Raw genomic sequence first — 22721 nt, 5'->3', positions numbered from 1 at the left:
ACGTCGACCGTGGCGCCGGCGCCAGCGAAGGCAAGACCTGGGAGCGCAACACCGATATCGCCTATGTCATCCAGAACGGCCCGCTGAAAAACCTCGGCTTCAAGCTGCGCAATGCCACCACGCGCAGCAACTTCCAGAGCGATCTCGACGAGAACCGCTTCATCGTCAGCTACAGCCTGCCACTCTGGTAAGCACCACGCCGCAGCACCTCTCCTCGTTGGACTTCGCCGGGCTTGCGCCCGGCTTTTTTCGGGCATGAAAAAGGCGACCCTCGGGCCGCCTTTTTTTATTCCGCCGCCTTGCCTCTCGGCTCAGCTCTGCTTGGTATTACGCCGCAGAATCTCGTTCACCCGCTCCGCGGTATACACCCGCTTCGCCTCGTCACTCGGCTTGTGCCGAACATCGAGCATCACACCCGCACTGAATGCCAACACACAAACGATCACCGAGACCGCAGACAGCAACGTATTCATCACACGCCCTACTGCATAAGAAGAAAACTGCAGGCGGGGCCGCCCCGCCAAATGGCGCGATTCTGCGCTGCCCGCACGGCATGGTCAACGGCTCGCCATGCACCGGAATCCCTACCGTTGCGGCCTGTGCGCCGGGCAAATGCGAGGGTCGGCATTATATATCACATGTGCATCACCCCTTATTGGGCCAGAGAAGCCCAGTATCTTCGCCTCCGCTGCCCCCAAAAGTACCCTAGAAAGCTGTCGAAGTAGTCACCGCTTCTATTTACCTAGGCCGCTCCTCACGCTAGCTTCTCCCTACTGGCCATGCCAATACGAGGCTTCGAACTGTCCATCTAGAGACGTCTGCGGTTCGCAGAGCATCTGGGCAGGCCTTCGGAGTCGCAAGGCATTGGGGAATACCGAGGGGATATCCAGGGATATGGAAAGCTGTTCAGCTCCTGCCGGTCTGCTTTCCGCAAAGCTTATGAGCGTACCGAGCTGCATACGCCTGGGCAGATGACCCACATCCTGCGGCATACGTTCGCCGGTCACTACATGATGCAGGGCGGCAACATCCTCACCTTGCAGCGGATTTTAGGTCATGGAGATATCAAGATGACCATGCGCTATTCGCACTTGGCTCCGGATCACTTCGCCACAGCTTTGAGCATGTCTCCTTTAGCCCTGCTGGACGCACGGTAAGGGGCTGGCGCTAAGCGAGGGACGCTTCGCCACTGCTTGCTTGTGGTTCCGGATGGTACTTCTCGTACCACGGCTTTAGATAGGGGGCGTGGGTATGCAGCATGCGAAGTATCGAAGCTCTTTGCCTCTCAGGCTTAGTATCGCGCTGGATAATTTTAATTCTGTCGGTGAGTTCGTAGTGATCCAGCCAAGCATTTAGATCAGCTGCATCTTGGCAGGCGAATACAGCTTCATCCATTGCTCTAACTTCCTGGATGGCCATCGCTATCAGCGTTGTAGCGTCTTTCAGCGTAGGACGGTTTTTTTTGAAATCTCCGAAAAGCTGATCAACATCGAGCCCTGCATATGCTTCGCGGATGTACTTGTCCTGGGAATGAATTAGCTGCTTTTCTTGATGCGTAAGTTCTGCGTTCGAGTCTGTGTGGACGTGGCGGTTACGCCAATGGATAAGCAGCAACACGCAGCATGTTCTATATCGAAAATCTACTTCAGACGGAGTTCTTCCTTGGGGGGGAGAACTGAGTAACATCTTAGTTAGTTCGGAGAAGCGTTCGGCAGCTGACGGCGTTGGTCTCCTCAAGCGCCATTCTTCATTCAGCTTTTCAAATCGAGGCAATTTTATTATTGCGCGAACATATTGACTGAGTGCCTCGACGGCAACCACCATGGCGGCATGTACGGCTGCTTTACGTGCTTTGCGTGCAGCAGTTACCGGATCGCTAGGCGACCAGCTGACATTTAAGCCTTCGGGTTTTATATGGTCGGGACCAATTGCTGCGAGGCCAACTGCAATGGTGTTTAAGTCGGCTACACCACTTCCTATGACGGTTAGGAAGTCTGCTAAGGCTTGGGTGCCGTAGGTGTTCTTGGGGGCCACACCTTGCGTGTGGTCATTTACGCCCAGCTGGGCAGCATCTTTTGAACCTGACATCGCATCCCTCGAATTCTGTGACGACGCTGGGAGTCGAACCCATAATTCCCGCTTTCAAAATGGTTGGCCTTTAATCGGCGGGCGTGATGCCTTTTCACTACATCGTCGACATGAGTATACGTGAAGTGATGGCTCACCCGGGAGGGCCGGCTCTATCTAGGTGGCGGGGCGTACCATGTCGGGGTCTAGTCGTCAGAGATATTTGGCTTCGGAGGGGCGGGCGACAGCGTTGGGACGCTTCTGGAACAGGGCCAAAAACGACAAAGGCCTAGCTTTCGCTAACCCTTTGTTTTGTCTGGTGGCTAGGCGGAAAAGGGGACAGATTTATTTTCCACCCAGACACGGCCAGTGAAGCGGTGGGGGTAACGTTCACGAAGCAGCATCAACGGAAGGGGTGCTGCTAGGCGATCCGGGAGGCGGTAGTCACTGGCCAGAAAACAAAAAAGGCGGTTAGCTTTCGCTAACCGCCTTCCTGTGTCTGGTGGCTACACCGGGACTTGAACCTGGGACATCAGCATTATGAATGCTGCGCTCTAACCAACTGAGCTATGTAGCCAAGTGGCGCGCATTATTCTCTGGTCGGTTTGGGCTGTCAACCCTGGCTCCGCAGATTTTTTATCCTTTTCAAACGGTTAGTTACGAACGGTCAATGGCGCCTAGGATGCGCCATGTGGGGCGCCGCTAGCGAAATGACGACCGCGTGGCCAGCAGCAGGCCGGCGAAGATCAGGGTGCCGCCGATCCAGTGGAAGGGTTGCAGGGCCTCGCCGAGCAGCAGCCAGCCGAGCAGTGCGGTGAAGACGGGCATCAGGTAGCTGGCCATGGCGGCCTTGGCGGCGCCGACGACTTTTACCCCGTGGTTCCAGGCGAGGTAGGCGATCAGCGAGGCGAACACGGCGGTGTAGCCGATGGCGCCGAGGTTGGCCGGCGTGGCGGCGAAGCCCCCTACCCGGCTCAGTTCGTACAGGTAGAACGGCAGGATCAGCGGCACACCAAGCAGCATCAGCACGCCGAGCAGCACCAGCGGTGGCACGGTAAGGAAACTCGACCAGCGCCGCAGCAGCAGCGTGTACAGCGCCCACACCAGCACTGCCAGCAGCATGATGAGGTCGCCGGCCTTGAACGACAGGCTGGCGAACGTCTGCCAGCTGCCACGGCTGATCAGGTAGAGCAGCCCCGCCGCTGCCACGGCCATGCCGAACCAGGCGCGGCGCAGTGGCCATTCACCGAGCAGAAAACCCGCGCCGATGAAGGTTGCTAGCGGCAGGCAGGTATTCACCAGCGTCAGGTTGATCGCTTCGGTGCTTTGCGCAGCGGTGTAGAGCAGCGAGTTGTAACTGGCGATGCCGAGCGCGGCGATCACCGGCAGGCGCCAGCCGGCAGCACGCAGGGCCGCTCGGTGGGTCCAGATGCCTTTCGCCACGAAGGGCAACAGCAGTGTCGTGGCCAGCACCCAACGCCAGAACGACAGGCTCAGCGGCGGGATCTGGTCATAGAAGGCACGGGCGACCAATGCATTGCCGCTCCAGCAGAGCACAGCGATGAGCAGACCGGCGAAGGCCGGGGCGTGGCGGCTGTTCATCAGGCGTTACGCAGCGGACGCAGGCGGTATTGCGACGGCAGCTGATCGAGTCCGCTGACGGTGACGTTGAGGTTCTTCCACAGGCCATCCTTGATGCCGTAGATGCAGCCGTGCACGGCCAGCGGCTGGCCGCGGTGCCAGGCGTTCTGGACGATGGTGGTGTGGCTGACGTTGGCAACCTGCTGGATGACGTTGAGCTCGCAGAGGCGGTCGACCTGCTCCTCTTCGCTGGTCAGCTTGGAAAGGTGCACGCGATGCTCGTAGTAGAGGTCGCGGATGCTGCGCAGCCAGCCGTCGATCAGACCCAGCTGGTCGTCACGCATGGAGGCGCGCACGCCACCGCAGCCGTAATGGCCGGTGACAAGGATGTGTTTGACCTTGAGCACGTCGACCGCGTACTGGATGACCGACAGGCAGTTGAGGTCGGTGTGCAGCACGACATTGGCGACGTTGCGATGGACGAACAGGTCGCCCGGCAGCAGGCCGACGATCTCGTTGGCGGGCACGCGGGCATCGGAGCAGCCGATCCACAGGTATTCCGGCGCCTGCTGCTTGGACAGTTTCTCGAAGAAGGTGGGGTCTTCTTCCTTGATGGCCTCGGCCCAGCGGGCGTTGTTCTCGAACAGCGGTTCCAGCTCGCTCATCTACGTTGTCCCTATGGTTCGGCCCCGCACCTTACGAGCCGGCCTGGCCTTTGACAAGCAAGGCCGGCTCGCGCGGGCGATCAGTCCGGCTCGACGAGTTCTTCCGTCTCGATGACCGTGGTGCTGGGCTGGGAGACGAACGAGCGCAGGTCACGCATGAAGTTGTCGCGCCAGGCATCCAGATCGGCGGCACGAATGGCGCGCATCAGGTGCTCGTAGCGGTCCTTGCGTTCGGCCAGCGGCATGCTCAGCGCGCGGTCGAGCGCTTCGGCCATGCCGACGCAGTCGTACGGATTGACGATCAGTGCGGAGGTCAGCTCGCGCGCCGCACCGGCGAAGCGCGACAGCACCAGCACGCCGGGATCTTCCGGGTCCTGCGCGGCGACGTATTCTTTGGCGACCAGGTTCATGCCGTCGCGCAGCGGCGTGACGAAGCCGACGTCGGCGGTGCGGAACAGGCCCATCAGCACGCGGCGGTCGTAGCTCTTGTTGAGATAGTGCAGCGGCGTCCAGTCAAGATCGGACAGGCGCCCGTTGAGGTGCCCGGCCTGGCTTTCCAGCTGCTCGCGGATGTGCTGATAGGTGCGCACGTCGGAACGCGAGGTTGGCGCGATCTGCAGAAATTCGACGTTGTTGCGGTGTTTGGGATAGCGGTCGAGAAACTCTTCGTAGGCGCGGAAGCGCTCCACCAGGCCCTTGGAGTAGTCCAGGCGGTCGACCGAGATGATGGTCTGGCGCCGGGTATCGCTGGCCCGGCGCATGGGATGGGCGCGGCCCTTGTAGCCTTCGGCGAGCTTCTGGATTTCGTCCGGTACCACGCCGATCGGGTACACGCCGGCGCGGAAGTTCTGCCCGTAGGCGGTCAGGCTGCCGTCCGGCTCGATCACACCGCGCACTTCGCGGGTGATGTAGTCCTGGAAGGCCAGGCGGTCGGTGTCGGTCTGGAAGCCGATCAGGTCGTAGTAGCAGAGGGTCTTCAGCAGCTCGTTGTGCGGCGGGATCGCGGTGAGGATCTCCGGCGCGGGAAACGGGATATGCAGGAAGAAGCCGATGCGGTTGCGGATGCCCAGCTGGCGACAGGCTTCGGCGAACGGGATCAGGTGGTAGTCGTGTATCCAGATGATGTCGTCAGGTTCAAGCAGCGGTAGGAGTTTCTCGGCCAGCATGCCGTTGACCCGCCGGTAGCCGTCGTACTCTTCGCGGCTGTAGCGCGCCAAGTCGATGCGATAGTGAAAAATCGGCCAGAGCGTGTTGTTGGAGAAGCCGCGGTAGTACTGATCGTAGTCACGCTTGTTCAGCGGCAGCGTGACGTAGGTGATGTTGCCCACTTCCTCGGTATTGATGGCTGGCGTTGCATTGATCTCGCCGCTCCAGCCGAACCAGATGCCACCGGCCTGGCGCAGCGCATCGTAGACACCGACGGCCAGCCCTCCGGCGGCTACCTTGCCCGGTTTGATTGGCGCCACGCGGTTGGAAACCACTACTAAACGGCTCATGGCAGTAAATCTCGCTCTAGTCGGGTTTTGTTCTGGGCTCGGCCGGCACACCGAGTTCGTTCAGCAGCGCTTCGATCCAGCTGCCGACGGCAGCCACCGACGCCACCCGTTCGTGGGCCTCGCTGGCGCCGTCGCCAACCTTGATGGATCGACCGCCGAGCGCATTGACGGCGGCAAAGCCGGCTTCGTCGGTGAGGTCGTCGCCAAGGAACACTGGAGTGCGGCCGGCGAACGGCGCTTCCTGCATGAAGGCGCGGATCACCTCGCCCTTGCTCGCGCCGCGGGGCTTGAGTTCGAACACGCACTTGCCGGGCTGCAGGGTCAGTACCTCGGCGTAACGCTGGGCGAAGCCTTCGGCGAGTGTGCGGGCAACCTCCTCCAGCTCCGGCGCCTGACGGAAATGCAGGGCAAAGGCGACGTTCTTGTTCTCCAGGTGCAGACCGGGATGCTCGCTGCAGGCCTGCTGCAACTCACGCTGGATGCGCGCCAGCGCCTGATTGTCGAGTGCCAAATTGCGCAGCTCACCCGTGGCATCGCGGCGCTCCGCACCGTGGACGCCGGCGGCGGGAAGTTGCAGGGGCGCCAGCAGCGCATCGAGCTGCGCGAGCGGTCGGCCGGAGATCACGGCGACGGGAATGCCGCTGGCATGCAGGCGTTCCAGGGCCGCGAGGGTGGCCGGTGGAATGAAGACGAGCTCCGGTCGGGGCTGAATCTCAGCCAGCGTTCCGTCGACATCGAAGAAGAAGGCGTAGCGCCGAGGCTCTGGCGCGGGTTGGTCGTTTTGATCATTCATGCAGAGTAGGACTCCGGATCACGCGCGGTGGTTCGTCCCCTTTTTCTCAAGACGCTCAGGCATCTACGGCCGCAGGAAAGGATGGACCCGAATGGCGTTATCGGCCAGCCGACAGCCCTGAATCTTCCCAGGGCAGCCGGGTCACAACCTGCATGACCGACGTTCTGACAGGAGACGATCATGAGCGATCAAAAACCCTACACCCCAACAGAAATCGACAACACCGAAGACCGCATGGGCTCCATCGAACAGCTCGATTTCGATCAGCGCCGTGACGAGCGCAAGGGCCGCATCGGCGACGAAGTGCCCGGTGAACAGGTGGCCGACGAGTTCTCCGCCGAACGCGCCGCCGAAGCAGGCATGACCGCGGGTGAAGTCCCGGATGGCGAGACCACGATGGACGACATGGCACCGGAAACGCTGATCCCCGAGGACGGCGCACGCTCGCCGAGCGAACGCGGCCATGGCGAGCCGGCCGATCAGGACCTGAGCGTGGTTTCCGAGCATGAGATCGGCGCCGATGTGGATCTCGACGAGGCCGAACTCGGCCGCTACGACCCGCTCGACGGCAAACCCTGGGACGGCCCCGCCAAAGGCGACGAAGACACCGGCCTCAGCGGCGGCGATGCGGTATTGCGCGAGGACGACAGCGTGCTGTCGGACGAAGAACTGGAAGGCGAAGCCCCACTGGATTCCGGACGGGACAAGCGGCCGGGGGAATAAAGCGGAGCCATTTGCCGCACTCGGTAGGCGGAAGCGACATGGCCCCGGAGCTCATAAGGCCTCGGCTTACTTCGTAGATGTAGGGTGGATGTCGCCTTTTACATCCACCTTGACGCGAACACGGTGGATCGGTGAAGCGTGATCCACCCTACGAGGCCGGCAACATTCAGAGCTTGGCAACAGCGAGACGTGGGCGCCGACGAGCTCCGGCCGCCGGAGCCTCTGCCCTAGGTATCAGTCCAGTAGACGTAGGGTGGATGTCGCTTTTTACATCCACAGTGACGCGAGCACGGTGAATCGGTGGCGCGTGATCCACCCTTCGAGAGCGGCAACGGTCGGAGATCGGCAACCTCGAGACGTAGACGCCGGCGACCTCCGGCTCAGAGCTGGAGCTCCGCCCGCAGCAGTCAATCCAGCAGGGTGCAGGCCATCACCAGCGCATCTTCACGGCCGTCTGCCGCCGGGTAGTAGGCCCGGCGCCGGCCAACTTCGTTGAAGCCATAACGCTCGTAAAGCCGATAGGCCGTGGTGTTGCTCGCACGTACTTCGAGGAAGCATTCGCGGCCGCCTCGTTCGCGGGCGCGCTGCATGAGGTGTTCCAGCAACCGCAGTCCAAGCCCGCGGCCCTGGCTCTGCGGCTTGACGGTGATATTGAGCAGGTGCGCCTCGTCAAGGATCAGGTTGATCACACCGTGGCCGACCTGCTGCTCGCCCTCGAACATCACCCAGCACTCGTAGGCACTCAGCGCGTCGTTGAAGATGCCGCGCGTCCAGGGGTGGCTGAAGGCGGCGTACTCGATCTTCAACACGGCTTCGATGTCCGCCGCGGTCATCGGGCGGAAGCTGACAGCATCACTCATCACACGTACTCATGAACCTATGTGCCAGCGCGGCATGCTGCGGCGCAGGGTTTTCCACAGCTCGGCCTTGGCGGCCGGCTGCTCCATCAGCTGTTCCAGGCCGGGCATCGCCAGTGCGCGACCGAGCCCCTCGACAGCCAGTTCGCGATAGCAGGCGTCGACATCCACTTCACCGGCGAAACGCAGCGCCGGACGACCGATCAGCCAGATGCAATCGCAGCCCATGTTTTCCAGCTCGGCGGCCATCACGCCCTGCACGTAATCACGCGCGGCTTCTCCACCCTGGTCGAGGCTGCCCTTGTTCAGCAGCGGCCAGCGAATCGGCTCGCCATCGCCGACCTGCTGCGGCTTGTCCGGCAGGCGTGCGGCGCGCAGCAGGTCCTTGAGCAGGATGTAGGCCGGGTCGCGGCTCTGGAAGGATTCGCCGGTGGGCAACTCCACCACCAGCAACACGTTGCCGGCGCGCATCAGCTGCAGCGAGAAACGTGGCGGTGGCTCGATGGGTTTGGCCGGTTCGGCCGCCTGTTCTACCGCCGCAGCAGCAACCGGTTCCGGCTGCTTGGGTTCCGGCATGGCGATACGCGGACGCGGCGCCTGTGGCGGCTCGACGACAGGTGCTGCGGGGGCCCGTTCCACTACCGGCGCGGCCACCGGCACCTCGGCTGGCGGTGCGACGGCAATGTCTGGCTCCGTTTCGGCCGCGACCGGCAACAGCAGCTCCGGCCGCGACGGCGCAGCGAAAGGCAGTTCGGTACGCGGCAGCCAGCTGGCCACCTGCATGGCGTCGAGGTAGGCGCGACGCCGGGCTTCGTTGATCAAACGCCTTCCACCTGTGGGTGAGCCTTGGCGCCGACCTGCATCAGGTTCAGCGCGTTGAGGTAAGCCTTGGCCGACGCGACGACGATATCGGTATCGGCGCCGTTGCCGTTGACGATGCGCCCGCCCTTCTCCAGCCGCACGGTGACTTCACCCTGGGAGTCGGTGCCCTGGGTGATGGCGTTGACCGAATACAGCTGCAGCGTGGCGCCCGATTCGGCGACCGCCTCGATGGCTTTGAAGGTGGCGTCGACCGGGCCGGAGCCCTGGGCCTGGGCGCTGCGCTCGGCACCGTCGACGCTGAGCACCAGCTTGGCTTCGGGGATGGTGCCGGTCTTGCTCGCGACTTCCAGGCTGGCCAGCTTGAAGTGCTCAGGCGCTTCGTCGGCCAGGGTGTCGGAGACCAGCGCCTGCAGGTCTTCGTCGAAGATTTCGTGCTTCTTGTCGGCCAGCTCCTTGAAGCGGGCGAACGCGGCATTCAGCTCGTCGCCTTCCAAAAGGATGCCCAGTTCATCCAGACGCGAACGGAATGCGGCGCGGCCGGAATGCTTGCCCATGACCATCTTGTTGGCGTTCCAGCCGACCGACTGAGCGGACATGATCTCGTAGGTTTCGCGATGCTTGAGCACGCCGTCCTGGTGGATGCCCGACTCGTGGGCGAAGGCGTTGGCGCCGACGATGGCCTTGTTCGGCTGCACCGGGAAGCCGGTGATGCCAGACACCAGGCGCGAGGCAGCGAGGATGTGCTCAGTCTCGATGCGGGTGTGCACGTCGAGCAAGTCCTGGCGGGTCTTGATCGCCATGACGATCTCTTCCAGCGCGGCGTTGCCGGCACGTTCGCCGAGGCCGTTGATGGTGCATTCCACTTGGCGCGCGCCAGCCACAACGGCCGCCAGCGAGTTGGCCACGGCCAGGCCGAGGTCGTTATGGCAATGCACGGAGAACACCGCCTTGTCGGCGTTGGGGATGCGCTCGAGCAGCTGGCGGATGGTTTCGGCGTACTGGTGCGGGATGGCGTAGCCGACGGTATCCGGGATGTTGATGGTGCGCGCGCCGGCGTCGATCGCGGCCTCGATGATGCGGCAGAGGAAGTCGATTTCCGAGCGGCCGGCGTCTTCGCAGGAGAATTCCACGTCAGCACACAGGCTGCGCGCCTTCTTCACCGCACGCACGGCCTGCTCGACCACTTGGTCCGGCTGCATGCGCAGCTTGTACTGCATGTGGATCGGGCTGGTGGCGATAAAGGTGTGGATGCGCCCGGAGTTGGCGCCGGCCAGTGCTTCGGCGGCACGCTCGATGTCGGCATCGACAGCGCGCGCCAGACTGCACACGGTGCTGTCCTTGATGTTGTCGGCCACCAGCTTCACCGCGGCGAAATCGCCCGGGCTGGCGATGGCGAAGCCGGCTTCGATCACGTCCACCTTCAGCCGCTCCAGCGCACGGGCGATGCGCAGCTTTTCCTCACCGGTCATGGACGCGCCGGGGCTCTGCTCGCCGTCGCGCAGGGTGGTGTCGAAGATGATGACGCGATCATTGCTGCTCATAGGAAATCCTCACGGCTGCCGAGCGCCTCTCGGAGGGCGCTTGTACTCCGTGGATTGTCGCGTGAAATCGACGAAGCGGGAAGGCGAAGGTGTGTTCGTAGGGTGGATGTCGTTTTTTACATCCACCGTAAGCAGCGTAGGGTGGAAAACCGCAACGCGGTTTCCGCCAGCCCCATTTGTGGAAAAGCCTTCGGCGTTTTCCACCCTACGCCAGAAAACACAAAGCCCGCCTTTAGGCGGGCTTTAGGCTGATCGAGCGAGCTAGAGCCATGCAAGGCAAAAACAGGCGAGGAAGCGGAGTTTACTGCTGTAAATGAGCATGACTCGCTCCGCTCGCCCTTCGGGCCGGCCTAAAGGCCGTTCGGTGGCAAGCCACCGTCCGAGCCTGTTTTTAACGCAGCAGGGCCGACGCGCAGCCGATCAAGCCTGATCCCAGGCCCGGTCGCCGCGCTCATCCTTGATCCGAGTCGGCAGACCCATCACATCGAGCAGCTTGAGGAACGGCTGGGCCGGCAGCTCTTCGACGTTGACCATGCGCTGCGCATCCCACTCGCCACGCGCTACCAGCAGCGCGGCGGCAACCGGCGGCACGCCAGCGGTGTAGGAAATGCCTTGGCTGTCGGTCTCGGCGTAGGCCTCTTCATGGTCGGCGACGTTGTAGATGAACAGCTCGCGCGGCTGCCCATCCTTCGTGCCTTTGACCAGATCGCCGATGCAGGTCTTGCCGGTGTAACCCGGCGCCAGCGAGGCGGGATCAGGCAGCACGGCCTTGACCACCTTGAGCGGCACCACTTCCAGGCCTTCGGCAGTGCGCACTGGCTGCTCGGAGAGCAGGCCAAGGCTGTTCAGCACGGTAAAGACGTTGATGTAGTGCTCGCCAAAGCTCATCCAGAAGCGGATGTTCGGTACATCGAGGTGCTTGGACAGCGAGTGCACCTCGTCGTGGCCAGTCAGGTAGAGGCTCTGTTCACCGACGACCGGCAGGTCGTCGGTGCGTTTGACCTCGAACATGCGGTTGGTCGTCCACCGGCTGTTTTGCCAGCTGTAAACCTGACCGGTGAATTCGCGGAAATTGATTTCCGGGTCGAAATTGGTGGCGAAATACTTGCCGTGCGAACCGGCATTGACGTCGAGAATATCGATCGACTCGATCTTGTCGAAGTATTCCTGTTGCGCCAGAGCAGCGTAGGCGTTGACCACACCTGGGTCGAAACCAACGCCGAGGATGGCGGTGACGCCCTTCTCCTGACACTCGGTCAGGTGCTTCCATTCGTAGTTGCCATACCACGGCGGCGTTTCACAAATCTTGCCCGGCTCTTCGTGGATCGCGGTATCCAGATACGCGGCGCCGGTGTCGATGCAGGCACGCAGCACGGACATGTTGAGGAAAGCAGAACCGACGTTGATGACGATCTGCGATTCGGTCTCACGAATCAGTGCCTTGGTCGCGTCCACGTCCAGGGCGTCCAGCGCATAAGCCTTGATTTCGCCGGGCTGCTTCAGTCCCCCCTTGGCCTGCACGCTGTCGATGATGGCCTGGCATTTGGAGATGTTGCGCGACGCGATGGCAATACGACCGAGTTCGTCGTTGTGCTGCGCGCACTTATGGGCCACCACCTTGGCGACACCTCCTGCACCAATGATAAGAACGTTTTTCTTCAATTCCGTGATCACTCCTTAAGCTGCCGACCTTAGGAAAGGCTGGACAGGTAATCGTCAAAGTTGAATTCGCGAACCACCTCGACGCTGCCGTCGAGCTGCTTTACCACGATGGACGGCATTTTCAGGCCGTTGAACCAGTTTTTCTTGACCATGGTGTAACCCGCCGCGTCGATGAACGACAGACGATCGCCGATGGCCAGCGGACGATCGAATTGGTACTCACCGAAGATATCGCCGGCCAGACAGGATTTGCCGCACACCATGTAGCTGTGCTCGCCGTCGTTGGGCGCCATCTTGGCGTTGAGGCGATAGATCAGCAGGTCGAGCATGTGTGCCTCGATGGAGCTGTCCACCACCGCGAGATTCTTGCCGTTGTACAGGGTGTCGAGCACCGTCACTTCCAGCGACGCACTCATGGTGATTGCCGCTTCACCCGGCTCCAGGTAGACCTGCACGCCGAATTTCTCCGAGAAGGCTTTCAGCCGTGCGCAGAAGGCATCGAGCGGATAGCCTTCGCCGGTGAAATGGATACCGCCGCCGAGGCTGACCCACTCGACCTTTTCCAGCAGATGCCCGAAGCGCTCCTCGATGGCATTCAGCATCTCGTCGAACAGCTCAAGGCTGGAGTTCTCACAGTTGTTGTGGAACATGAAGCCGCTGATCTTGCCGATCACCGCCTCGATCTTCGCGGGATCGTGTTCGCCCAGGCGGCTGAACGGGCGCGCCGGATCGGCCAGCAGGTAGTCGGAGCTGCTGACCTGCGGATTGACACGCAGACCGCGGATGATGCCTTCGGTGCCAGCCTCGAAGCGCTCGAGCTGGCCGATGGAGTTGAAGATGATCTTGTCGCAGTTGGCGACCATCTCTTCGATCTCGTCGTCGGCCCAGGCCACGCTGTAGGCGTGGGTCTCGCCGGCAAACTTCTGCCGACCGAGCTTGAGCTCGTACAGCGACGACGAGGTGGTGCCGTCCATGTACTGCTGCATCAGGTCGAATACCGACCAGGTGGCGAAGCACTTGAGTGCCAGCAGCGCCTTGGCGCCAGAGTGTTCGCGCACATAGGCGATCTTTTCCAGATTGCCCAGCAGCTTCTGCTTGTCGATGAGGTAATACGGCGTATTGATCATGTGTACGGGCCCCCAAGGGTTTTCGCCGGACAGGAGCCGGCAGCTCCCCGTTTGCAAAAGCCGCGAATTGTGCCGATTACCGACGCATATCGGAATAGATTTTCAACACTTCGTCATCATTCAGGACATTCGGCAGTATCGATACCGCCGCAATAGCCGATGCTAGACAGGCTAACCCGCGCGCAATGACGTTCAGGTGAATTGTGCTGCCGATTGCCTGACCTGCCATTCAGGCGCTTCCGATTATCCGGCGAGCCATCACTTGGGCGTCAATGCAGTACAATTCGCGCTTTTTTACTGGCTGGACTGGCGCCTCGATGATCGAACCCAAGCGCGTATTGCGTGCCCTCGCCGAACACTGGACGTTGCTCGAGCCACTGTGCGAGCGTTTCGATGCGGGCACGCTGAGCCTGATCGAACTTCGTCATCAGCTCGCCGCGCAACTGCCCGAAGGCACGCCCACCGACATTACCGCCCTGCTCGACCAGTGGATCCGCCTGGATATCCTGGTGCCGGTGGCCAAGAGCCCCAACCGCTTCGAGCTGAACGCGCAGATCCACGACTTCCTCGCCTACCTGCGTCGCGAGCACCGTCTCGGCCTATGCCTGGAGATCGAAGCCTACCTGCGCCATCTGGAGCGCCTGGCCGGGCATATCCTCGATGCATTCGAAATTCGCGACGGCAACGACCTGGCCCGCCAGCTGCGCCTGCTCGATATGCGCGTGCGCGATGTACTGAAGAAGCTCGATAACGACGAGCAGGCGCTGGTCGCCGTGGCCGACCGGGCCAAGACGAGCGACCGGCAGATTCCACTGCGTCAGCGCTATGCCGAAGTGCTGGCGACCTGGGACGAATACGTCGAGCCGATGATTCAACTGGTCTCCGCCGACGGCGCCTTCGAGCAGGGCGTGCACCGGGTCGAGCAGGTATTGATGAAGTTGCTCGGCGAACAGCAGCGCCTGGGCCAACTGGTGGACGACGACCTGCTCGTGCGTACCCACGCGCGCATCCTGGAAATGCAAACCACTGCCCAGCTGACCCTGCGCAAGGCGCGCGAATTGCTGCTGCCACTGCGCGAAGAAGCCCGCCGGCACAACGCCGTGACCCGTGGTGCGGCGCTGGCGCTGTCGGCGATCCGCAAGAAGGGCCTCGATGCCGTACCGCAGGCCTCGCTGCCGCTGTTTACCCGCCCACAGACCACCTTCCTCGGCACGGCCAGCCAGGTAGAGGCTTACGTCTACGCGCTGGCCCGCTTCGAACCGAAACCGGCGCAATTTCCCAGGGCCAGCGGCAAGCGCAAAAACGAGCAGCACCGCGCGCCCCGCACCGCTCGGGAAATGATCGAGCGCTGCCAGCAGGCACTGCCGTTACCGGACCTGATGGCCTGGCTGCTGGAACAGGAGCCAGAAGGCGCCACCGACGAACTGCTCTACTGGTTCTCGCGCCTGTCCCGTGACGCCCGCTTCCAGCGCGACCGGCTTGAGCGCCGCGAATACCTGACCCGCGAGCACCGCGTCAGTCTCAGCTCCTTTGCGCTGGTGGCCAATGCGAATGGCTGAGCCCTACGTAGGGTGGACAACGCGAAGCTCGTCCACCTCCAGCCACGCCGAATCGAAAAGATGGAAAAGGCTTCGCCGCTTTCCATCGGGCGGTCTTCCATACTGCGCTCACATCCGGCATTGCAGCCAGGCCTCGCAGCCTGCCCATCGCAAGGCTCAGGTTGACGTCGCTTTCCGCTCCCCGCACCTGCGGCCCCCTCTCCCCTCTGGGGAGAGGGGCAGGCACCAACCAGCAGCACAGACAGGCCAAAGCCCATCAAATCACGCTGTGGAAATCACCTTGTTGATTTCTACCCAACGATCCAGCGAGCAACCTGAATGAACATCGACCTCAAGGAAATGACCCAGCTGGCGCCAATCTTCCGCGAGCTGTTCAAGGGCTATCACCTGTCGCGCAGCGAGCCGGAGCCTTACGCCCAGCTCTCCAACCTGCAGGACCAGTACCGCGCACTGTTCAAGGCGCTCGGCTTCGAGCTGGTCTGCGATCCGCGCGGCTTCTATTACTTCGTCCCCGAGCAGATGGGCGCGCAGGTGAACAAGACCGCCCAGCGCCTGGCACTGTTCACCTTCATCCTCGTCGAGCACCTGGCCGACCAGGGCCGCGATCCGCTGGCCGTGCTCGATGGCGGCAGCCTCGGTCGCGATGAACTGCCGGCGCTGCTGGACAAGTACCGCGACCTCTTTCAGCAGGCCGAAGTCACCACCCAGGACGAGCTGGAAGAAAAGATCATTCGCCGCCTGACGCAACTGGGCTTCGCCGAGGACAGCAACGGCGTCTACCGTTTCCTGCCACCGATGCACCGCTTTCTCGATGTCTGCCTGTCGGTACAGCAGGACCGCGACCTGGCCGCCAGCCTGCACAGCAGCGATCTGCCGTTGCCAGCGCCGCAGCTGATCGCTGAAGACGACAGCGAGGACGACATCATCCTTATCGAAGAGCCGGACGAAGCTCTCGTCGAAGAGTCCGAAGAAGCCGCCCTCGCCCGCGCCATCGCTGCAGAAAAGGAGCTTGAAGCATGAGCCAGGAACGCTACGGCATTCGCCGCTTCGCCCTGCTGAACACCGCCGGCTACAGCCTCGGCATCTTCCCGCTGGAAAACCCGTTGTCGGTCTACGGCGCCAACAACCTCGGCAAGTCCGCTTCGATCAACGCGCTGCAGTTCCCGATCCTGGCGCGCATGTCGGACATGAGCTTCGGCAAGTACAGCCTGGAGCAGTCGCGCAAGTTCTACTTCGCCTCGGACACCAGTTACATCCTGGTCGAAGTCATGCTGCCCCACGGCCCGCATGTGATCGGCGTCGCCGGACGCGGCCCAGGCGGCGGCTTCGGCCATCAGTTCTTCGTCTACCAGGGCTCGCTGGATCTGGACCATTACCAGCAGAACGGCACCTGCCTGCGCCAGCGCGAGCTGTTCGCCAACCTCGAACGCGCCGGCATCAAGGCCTACGAGGCCAAGCCGGACGAGCTGCGCCGACTGCTGGTCGGCGGGCACACCTCAATCCCGCTGGACATGACGCTGATCCCGCTGCGCTCGACCAGCGAGCAGAGTCTGAAGACCTTCCGTGCGCTGTTCATCAACCTGCTGCACATGCGCGAGATCACCGCGGCCAAGCTCAAGCAGCTGTTCCTCGATGCCTTCGAGCACAGCCTGCGTTCGGGCAGCGTCGACTACATCGCCGCCACCGAAGAAGCCTTCCGCGACGTGCGCCGCATGGAGCAGGACTACCAGGCACTGGTGGCCGCCGGCCCACTGGTCGAGGCCCTGGCCGCCGGCGTCGCCCAGCGCGAGCTGCTGCGCGGCAAGCTGCATCGCCTGTCGCCGCTGCTCGACAACCTCCTCGGCACTTGGCACGACTACGCGGATGCGCGCAAGGAAGAGCTGGTGATCCAGGCCGAGCACTACCGTGGCGAGCAGGACGGCCTGCAGAACGAGCAGCGCGGCAGCACCGGCGAGCTCATGCGACTGGAGCGCGAGATCAGCGAAACCCAGCGCTGGCTCGGCGAGCTGGCGGTGCTGAAGAATCGCTTCGCCCTGGTCGAGGATGCCCGTGTACTGGAGCAGCAGCTGCTCGCCGCCAAGGACGCCCACGACGAGCTGGCCGGTGCGCTCGCGCAATCCCGACAGTTCTCCAGCGAGGATCTGGACGAACGCCTGCGCGACCTGGAAAAGCGTCTGAAGGCGGTCAAGCAGCAGCTCGACCACGCCGACAACAACAGCTACTCGCGCCTGCGCGAGGAATTCTCGCAGGCCGACGTCGACCGCCTGATGCGCCTGTTCAATGGCCAGCTGTTCAGCCTGCCGCTCGGCGATAAAGGCATTAGCGCCGAGGGTGACGACTGGGTCAAGGCCGTCGAATCGGTGCTGGATCGCTTCAAGGGCGACACCTTCTCGGTGCCGGGTCTGTCCATCGACCTCTCCCATATCGAGCCACCCGCCCTGCAGGCCCTGGCCGACCGTGCCGCCCTGCGCGACCAGAAGGATCGTCTCGAACGCGAACTCAAACAGCTCAAGACCCAGCACGCCGTGGCCGTCGACCGCGCCGCGAGCAAGGCCCAGGCCGAGGCGCTGTACCAGGCCGTGCTAGATGCGCAGAAAGCGCTGGAAGACTTCCGCCGCAGCCAGACCCTGGCCGCCGAAGAGCCCGCCAAGCTGGAACAGCTGGCCCAGGCCGAGGCAGCCCAGGACGAACTCAAGCGCACCAGTGATGCCTTCGCCGAACGCGTGCAGCACCTGTCGGCCAAGCTGCAGCTGATCGGCCGACAATTGGCCGATCTGGAAGCCAAGGAGCGCACCCTGGAGGACGCCCTGCGCCGTCGCCAGTTGCTGCCGAGCAACCTACCGTTCGGCACGCCCTTCATGGACCCGGTGGACGACTCGCTGGACAACCTGCTGCCGCTGCTCAACGACTACCAGGACAGCTGGCAGGCACTGCAGCGCGTCGACGGCCAGATCGAGGCGCTGTATGCCCAGGTGCGACTGAAGGGCGTGGCCAAGTTCGACAGCGAGGAAGATCCCGAGCGTCGTCTGCAACTCTTGGTCAATGCCTACGCGCATCGCCAGGACGAGGCGCTGACCCTGGCCAAGGCCCGCCGGGCCGCCGTCACCGACATCGCACGGACACTGCGCAATATCCGCAGCGACTACGAGAGCCTGGAACACCAGCTGGCGCTATTCAACCGCGAGATCAACAAGCGGCAGGTTTCGAACCTGGCAAGCTTCCGCATCGTGCTGGCGCCGAACAAGGATGCGCTCAAGCACATCGATCAGATCATCCACAGCGCTGGGCAGTACGAGGAAGGCGAGACGCTCTCGGTGTTCGATCTGTCCCAATCTTCCGAACAGGACGCGAAGAACGAGGAAGCCAAGGAGTATCTGGCGCGGCTGGTGGCGGCGAACAACAACCAGCTGGGCTTGAAAGACCTGTTCGAACTGGCATTCGAGATCACCAAGGTCGGCGGCCAGCCAGTGATCCACACCGACATCGACGGTGCGGCGTCGAACGGCACCACGATGACCATCAAAGCGCTGACCAACATGTACCTGTTGCTGCACCTGATGGACCGCGATCAGGCCGGGCGCATCCGCCTGCCCTACTACCTCGACGAGGCGGCAGACATCGACGAGCGCAACCAGCAGGCGCTGATCGAAACCAGCTTGCAGCTGGGCTTCGTGCCGATCCTCGCGTCGGTCAAACCGCAGGTCTCCGCGCACGTCGCCATCGACCTGGAGGGCGGCAGCGGGCCGACCGGCATCTACATCGACGAGGCGGACTGGAAATACATCAGCCGTCGCGAACCGGCCGCCCGCGAGCACACTGGTTCAGCCCAACGGAGCGAAGAACCGGCCTGACCCACCTCAAACGAAAAGGGCCCCACGGGGCCCTTTTTCGTGCACATCCGGCTATCGCCGTAGGGTGGACTTTAGCCCACCAATAACGTCCCGGACCGATCGTCACTTGGCATTGGCCGCTCGCCCCAACTCGATCTTCGGCGCCCAATCAAACCACTCCTCCTGCGGCTCCCTGAACAAGGCAAAGGTCTGCCCCGGCAACGCACGCTGCCCCATCCGCTCGCCATCGGGGGTGGCGAAGGCAACCCCGCCCTCGATCAGCGACTCCAGCGAATCGGTACGTAGGCTGGCACCCTTGAACAGGCTGAAGTCGACGCCGAAGCCACTGGTTTCCCAGAACCGGCTGCCGGTGTGCACCAGCGCAGCGTAGCGTGGCTCGATAAGCACGCGAATCAACACGCGGTCTGCAGTCTGGCCCAGCTCGTACCCGATCACCTCGCCGACTTTCACCTCACGGTAAGTGACTGCATTACCCGGTTTGATTGACCCCAGCCGCGCCGCGCTGAGTACCAGGGTGAGTCCTTCTCCCGCCTTCTGCGGCTCACGCTCCTGCCCCACGAAACGCGATTGGGCTGCAGCACCCGGCTTGCCGGGAGCAACCTCGAGGTAGGGACCGCTGACCAGGGTGTCCAAATTCGCCGTGCGCATGATGCCAAGCTCGGGCCGTACCACCCAGAACTGGGTGCCCGCGCGGGCAATACGAGACTCTGCAGCGGTTATCCGGGCGCGCAGCACGACATGTCCCAGATCGTCGCTCAGCGTCACGCTATCGACCTCACCGACGTCCAGGCCCTTGTAGCGTATCGGCGTTCCGGCCGCCAAGCCATCGCCGCGCTCCAGACGAATTTCTACCGACGTACCGCGCCGTATCGCGCTGTCCCTGTCCTTGTGCAGTTCAAACCGAGGCACTTTTTTGGTGGCCGCCGCTTGCGGATCAGGCGTCTCGAATGCGATCCCACCGGCCAACAGGCTTTGCAGCGACTCGCTGCGCACCTCGATACCGGACAGCCCTCCAGTCAGGGAGATGCCACTGGCATTCCAAAACCGGCTCGAGCTGTTTACCAGATCGGCATAGGGCTGCTCGATATGCACGCCAACCACAACTCGCTGCTGGTCGCGGGAGAACTGGTAGCTTTGAACGGAGCCAACCCTCACCTGGCGGTAGAGCACAGGACTACCGACATCCAGCGAGCCGAGATTGTCCGCGGTCAGCACCAGGTGAAGGCCCGGCGAACGTATATCCAGTGGCGGTGCCTTGGCGCGTGCAACAAAGTTGCGTCTAGCCTGCGCGCCCTTCTCTCCAGGGCGCACGGAAATGTAGTTGCCGCGCACCAAGGCCTCGAGTCCCGAGATCCCGGCAACCGAAACCGATGGTTTGACCACCCAAAACTGTGTGTCCTCGACCAGATAGTCCTCGAACAGCGGGTCAATGGAAAGCTCGGCCTGTGCGCCACTGAGGTCAGAATCGATATCCAGCTTCTTTAGCAAACCGACCTGCATGCCCTTGTAGATCACCGTTGTGCGGCCTGCCTGAAGCCCATCGAAGTCCTGCAGCGCAACGAGCGTTTTTATACCCGCCTGAGCCGCATCGAAATCCTCGTAAAGCCTGAACGGAATGCTCGGATCGGTCGCCGGACTGTCTTGCCGGTGAGCTGGCGTGGCAAAGGCAATGCCCCCGGCCACGATGCTAGCCAGCGATTCCGTACGAAATTTCACCCCGGTCAGTCCAGCATCCACGGTGACGCCGCTGGCGTTCCAGAAACGGGTGTGCTTGCGCACCAGATGTGCGTATTCCGGCTGGATATACAGTTGCACTTCCACCGTGCTGTCGTCTTCGGCCAGCACATAGTTCTTCACCTGGCCTACCTGGATCTGCCGGTAGAACACTGGGCTACCACGGTTCAAAGAGCCGAGCCGCTCGGCCTTTAGCGTAAGATGCAGGCCGATACGGGTGTCGGACATGGGCGGCTCTTCCGCCAGCGCAACGAAACGCCGGGTTTCCTCCCCTTCGGCAGGGCTGATACCGATGTAGTTGCCAGACACAAGGGTCTCCAGGCCGGTAATTCCAGCTAAAGTCACACTGGGCTTGACCAGCCAGAAGCGCGTGCCGCTGCGCAGGTAGCCATCGACATCCTTGTTCATTTCGATTTCGGCGACTACTACCTGTCGACGTTCATCATCGCCAAGCCGCAGATCTCTCACGACACCAATCGTCATGCCCTTGTAGAGCACCGACGTCTTGCCGATCTCGATACCCTCGGCACTTTCGAAGACCACCTCGATGTGGATGCCCCGCTCGCTATAGGCTTCCCAAGCCAACCACGCGCCGATCGCCAGTGCGATCAGCGGCAGTATCCAGATGGCAGACCAACTGGAAGCGGGACGAGTATTGGCTTGTGGCAGGTCAGTCATGCGTGGCCCCGGATTCCGTGTTATCCCAGATAAGACGTGGGTCGAAAGTGATGGCGGCGAGCATGGTCAGTATCACCACGCTGGCGAAGGCAACGGCGCCAAAGCCCGCTTCGACGCTGGCAAGGCTGCCGAAATTGACGATTGCCACCAGAATGGCGATGACAAATATGTCGAGCATGGACCATCGCCCAATCCACTCGATGAATCGAAAAACAAGTATTCGTTGGCGCGGCGACATTGGGTGATGCCGCTGTACTGAGAACAGCAACATCGCAATCCCAACCAGCTTGAATGTGGGAACCAGAATACTGGCGATAAACACCACTGCGGCAATAGGGAACATTCCGTGCTTTGCCAGGGTGACAACGCCGGACATTATCGTGTCCGGCGTACCACTACCGAGCATGCGTACCGTCATGATCGGCAGAAGATTGGCTGGCAGGTAAAGCAGTGCCGCGGTAATGAGCAGCGCCCAGGTTCGGACGATGCTATTTGGCCGGCGCATATGCACGCGAGCTCCGCAGCGGGTGCAATGGTGATGACGCTGAGCTGCGTTCGCTCGGTTCAGCTGATGGCACTCATGGCAAACCATCAATCCGGCATCAGCAGCGCGCATCACGACGCTCCGAAAGGGCTTCCCAAACCTGATGCGGCGACATTACCAACTCCAACCACACCTGAACGACCAGCAAACCAGCAAAGCATGCCAAGCCGATACCAAGACTCAGCTCGGCCATGTCTCTGAGCTTGATGATCGAAACCAGAATGCCAAGCAGATATACCTCCAGCATCCCCCATTCACGTAGATGGTGATACGTCCGATAAAGCAGCACGCCCAACGGCTTTGCTCGACCGAACGCAATGCAAAGCAACACGGCGAGCTGGCACAGCAACTTAAGTAGCGGCACGGCCATGCTGCAAAGAAACACCACCACAGCAACGCCTTGCATGCCGCTGTTGTACAGGCTCAACACTCCACTCCACACCGTATCGTCAGTTACGCGGCCGAGCAGGTTCAGGCGCATGATAGGTAGAAAGTTGGCTGGGAAGTACAGCAGTAGCGCGGCCAGCACCAATGCCAAGCCAGGCCCGACGATGCGATGCCGTAAACGAAACAACTCACAACCGCAACGCGGGCAGTCGGCTACCTCGCCGAGGTTGAGCGTCGGCTTGAGCATCAGCAAATCACATTCGGGGCAGGCGACCAGCTGCTCGAGCGGAATTTCATCAAGCTCTGGCGTAGCAGCCGATTCCGACATGGGGAGAATATCCGAGTAAAGCGCTCATTCTAAACGAGCGGCACACGCCACTGTGAGCTGTCAGTCGGACGAAGACGACGACACTCAGTAGCAGTGAACGACCGAGTGGGACTATCGATACGTTGTCGTTGGCACCCGATCTGCTGGGTGCCTACTCATAGCCACCAGGGCGCAAACCGGCCCGCGGCTTGTCGCGCAACCGTTCGTCAACAGAAAGCGGCAACGGCTGATTTCAGCATCGGCGCAATCCGAAGGTAAGCGCTCCATAAACTCCATCTTCAAACGAGCAGGCAGTCGGCCGATTCT

At 62.0% G+C, this 22721-nt stretch carries 19 protein-coding genes, 2 tRNA genes and 1 pseudogene; 6 read left to right on the top strand and 16 right to left on the bottom strand.

Annotation, left to right across the window (positions count from 1 at the left end):
* Positions 1–191: OprD family outer membrane porin (locus RT582_RS21210; protein ID WP_313479859.1), on the top strand; the 191-nt coding region annotated here is incomplete at its 5' end.
* Positions 192–311: 120 nt separating this feature from the next.
* Here the strand turns inward: RT582_RS21210 and RT582_RS21205 are convergent.
* Entirely contained in the window at positions 312–473 is a 162-nt protein-coding gene (locus RT582_RS21205; RefSeq protein WP_185744004.1) for a hypothetical protein, read from the bottom strand.
* A gap of 417 nt (positions 474–890) precedes the next feature.
* On the opposite strand from RT582_RS21205, the pseudogene RT582_RS21200 reads away from it, so the two are divergent.
* Positions 891–1157: pseudogene (locus RT582_RS21200) on the top strand (tyrosine-type recombinase/integrase); the annotation flags it as partial.
* A 10-nt stretch (positions 1158–1167) separates the two neighbouring features.
* On the opposite strand, the gene RT582_RS21195 reads toward RT582_RS21200, so the two are convergent.
* The 7 genes from RT582_RS21195 to otsB form a co-directional block, all read right to left on the bottom strand.
* On the bottom strand, positions 1168–2088 hold the full coding sequence (locus RT582_RS21195; protein ID WP_125862806.1) for a hypothetical protein: 921 nt from the start codon (positions 2086–2088) through the stop codon (positions 1168–1170).
* Positions 2089–2106: 18 nt separating this feature from the next.
* Positions 2107–2195: transfer RNA gene (locus RT582_RS21190), tRNA-OTHER, on the bottom strand.
* A gap of 372 nt (positions 2196–2567) precedes the next feature.
* A tRNA-Met gene (locus tag RT582_RS21185) sits at positions 2568–2644 on the bottom strand.
* A gap of 125 nt (positions 2645–2769) precedes the next feature.
* Positions 2770–3669: a DMT family transporter gene (locus RT582_RS21180; RefSeq protein WP_313241552.1), complete on the bottom strand. Its 900-nt coding sequence runs from the start codon at positions 3667–3669 to the stop codon at positions 2770–2772.
* Positions 3669–4313 carry a carbonate dehydratase gene (gene can, locus RT582_RS21175; protein ID WP_023445849.1) on the bottom strand — a complete coding sequence of 215 codons (645 nt, stop codon included), beginning with the start codon at positions 4311–4313 and terminating at the stop codon, positions 3669–3671. The genes RT582_RS21180 and can overlap by 1 nt, the downstream gene beginning before the upstream one ends.
* 80 nt (positions 4314–4393) lie before the next feature.
* A complete protein-coding gene (gene otsA / locus RT582_RS21170; protein ID WP_179485805.1) occupies positions 4394–5809 on the bottom strand; it encodes an alpha,alpha-trehalose-phosphate synthase (UDP-forming) in 1416 nt (471 codons plus the stop codon).
* 16 nt (positions 5810–5825) lie between these two features.
* On the bottom strand, positions 5826–6602 hold the full coding sequence (gene otsB / locus RT582_RS21165) for a trehalose-phosphatase (protein WP_179485804.1): 777 nt from the start codon (positions 6600–6602) through the stop codon (positions 5826–5828).
* Positions 6603–6782: 180 nt separating this feature from the next.
* Between otsB and RT582_RS21160 the strand changes: the two genes are divergently transcribed.
* Positions 6783–7325: a hypothetical protein gene (locus RT582_RS21160; RefSeq protein WP_179485803.1), complete on the top strand. Its 543-nt coding sequence runs from the start codon at positions 6783–6785 to the stop codon at positions 7323–7325.
* 407 nt (positions 7326–7732) lie between these two features.
* Here the strand turns inward: RT582_RS21160 and rimI are convergent, their stop codons facing one another.
* The 5 genes from rimI to RT582_RS21135 all read right to left on the bottom strand — a co-directional run bounded on the left by rimI (position 7733) and on the right by RT582_RS21135 (position 13334).
* Positions 7733–8185: a ribosomal protein S18-alanine N-acetyltransferase gene (gene rimI / locus RT582_RS21155; RefSeq protein WP_058064582.1), complete on the bottom strand. Its 453-nt coding sequence runs from the start codon at positions 8183–8185 to the stop codon at positions 7733–7735.
* Between the two features lie 9 nt (positions 8186–8194).
* Positions 8195–9004, bottom strand: a complete 810-nt coding sequence (locus RT582_RS21150) for an energy transducer TonB (RefSeq protein ID WP_221102734.1) — start codon at positions 9002–9004, stop codon at positions 8195–8197.
* A complete protein-coding gene (locus RT582_RS21145; protein ID WP_313479849.1) occupies positions 9001–10545 on the bottom strand; it encodes a 2-isopropylmalate synthase in 1545 nt (514 codons plus the stop codon). Before RT582_RS21145 ends, RT582_RS21150 begins: the two co-directional genes overlap by 4 nt.
* 420 nt (positions 10546–10965) lie before the next feature.
* Positions 10966–12207, bottom strand: coding sequence for a saccharopine dehydrogenase family protein (locus RT582_RS21140; protein ID WP_313479847.1), 1242 nt, complete (start codon positions 12205–12207; stop codon positions 10966–10968).
* 29 nt (positions 12208–12236) lie between these two features.
* Positions 12237–13334 (bottom strand): carboxynorspermidine decarboxylase, encoded by a 1098-nt coding sequence (locus RT582_RS21135; RefSeq protein WP_313479844.1) that lies wholly within the window; start codon positions 13332–13334, stop codon positions 12237–12239.
* 272 nt (positions 13335–13606) lie between these two features.
* Here RT582_RS21135 and mksB point away from each other — a divergent pair, with 272 nt between their 5' ends.
* The 3 genes from mksB to mksF all read left to right on the top strand — a co-directional run bounded on the left by mksB (position 13607) and on the right by mksF (position 18744).
* Positions 13607–14893 carry an Mks condensin complex protein MksB gene (gene mksB / locus RT582_RS21130; RefSeq protein ID WP_313479841.1) on the top strand — a complete coding sequence of 429 codons (1287 nt, stop codon included), beginning with the start codon at positions 13607–13609 and terminating at the stop codon, positions 14891–14893.
* Between the two features lie 318 nt (positions 14894–15211).
* A complete protein-coding gene (gene mksE / locus RT582_RS21125; protein WP_313479839.1) occupies positions 15212–15913 on the top strand; it encodes an Mks condensin complex protein MksE in 702 nt (233 codons plus the stop codon).
* Positions 15910–18744, top strand: a complete 2835-nt coding sequence (mksF, locus tag RT582_RS21120) for an Mks condensin complex protein MksF (RefSeq protein WP_313479837.1) — start codon at positions 15910–15912, stop codon at positions 18742–18744. The genes mksE and mksF overlap by 4 nt, the downstream gene beginning before the upstream one ends.
* 102 nt (positions 18745–18846) lie before the next feature.
* Here mksF and RT582_RS21115 read toward each other — a convergent pair whose 3' ends face one another.
* Genes RT582_RS21115 through RT582_RS21105 form a run of 3 tightly spaced genes read right to left on the bottom strand, consistent with a single transcriptional unit; the run spans position 18847 to position 22415 of the window.
* Positions 18847–21156, bottom strand: coding sequence for a PqiB family protein (locus RT582_RS21115; protein ID WP_313479835.1), 2310 nt, complete (start codon positions 21154–21156; stop codon positions 18847–18849).
* Positions 21149–21772 (bottom strand): paraquat-inducible protein A, encoded by a 624-nt coding sequence (locus tag RT582_RS21110; RefSeq protein ID WP_313479832.1) that lies wholly within the window; start codon positions 21770–21772, stop codon positions 21149–21151. The genes RT582_RS21115 and RT582_RS21110 overlap by 8 nt, the downstream gene beginning before the upstream one ends.
* Positions 21759–22415 carry a paraquat-inducible protein A gene (locus RT582_RS21105; protein WP_313479830.1) on the bottom strand — a complete coding sequence of 219 codons (657 nt, stop codon included), beginning with the start codon at positions 22413–22415 and terminating at the stop codon, positions 21759–21761. The genes RT582_RS21110 and RT582_RS21105 overlap by 14 nt, the downstream gene beginning before the upstream one ends.
* Positions 22416–22721 lie beyond the last annotated feature (306 nt).

Source organism: Stutzerimonas kunmingensis (assembly GCF_032106285.1).
Lineage (GTDB): Bacteria > Pseudomonadota > Gammaproteobacteria > Pseudomonadales > Pseudomonadaceae > Stutzerimonas > Stutzerimonas kunmingensis_B.
Note: the sequence above shows the minus strand (reverse complement) of the source record. Positions and strands in the feature narration are given on the sequence as shown.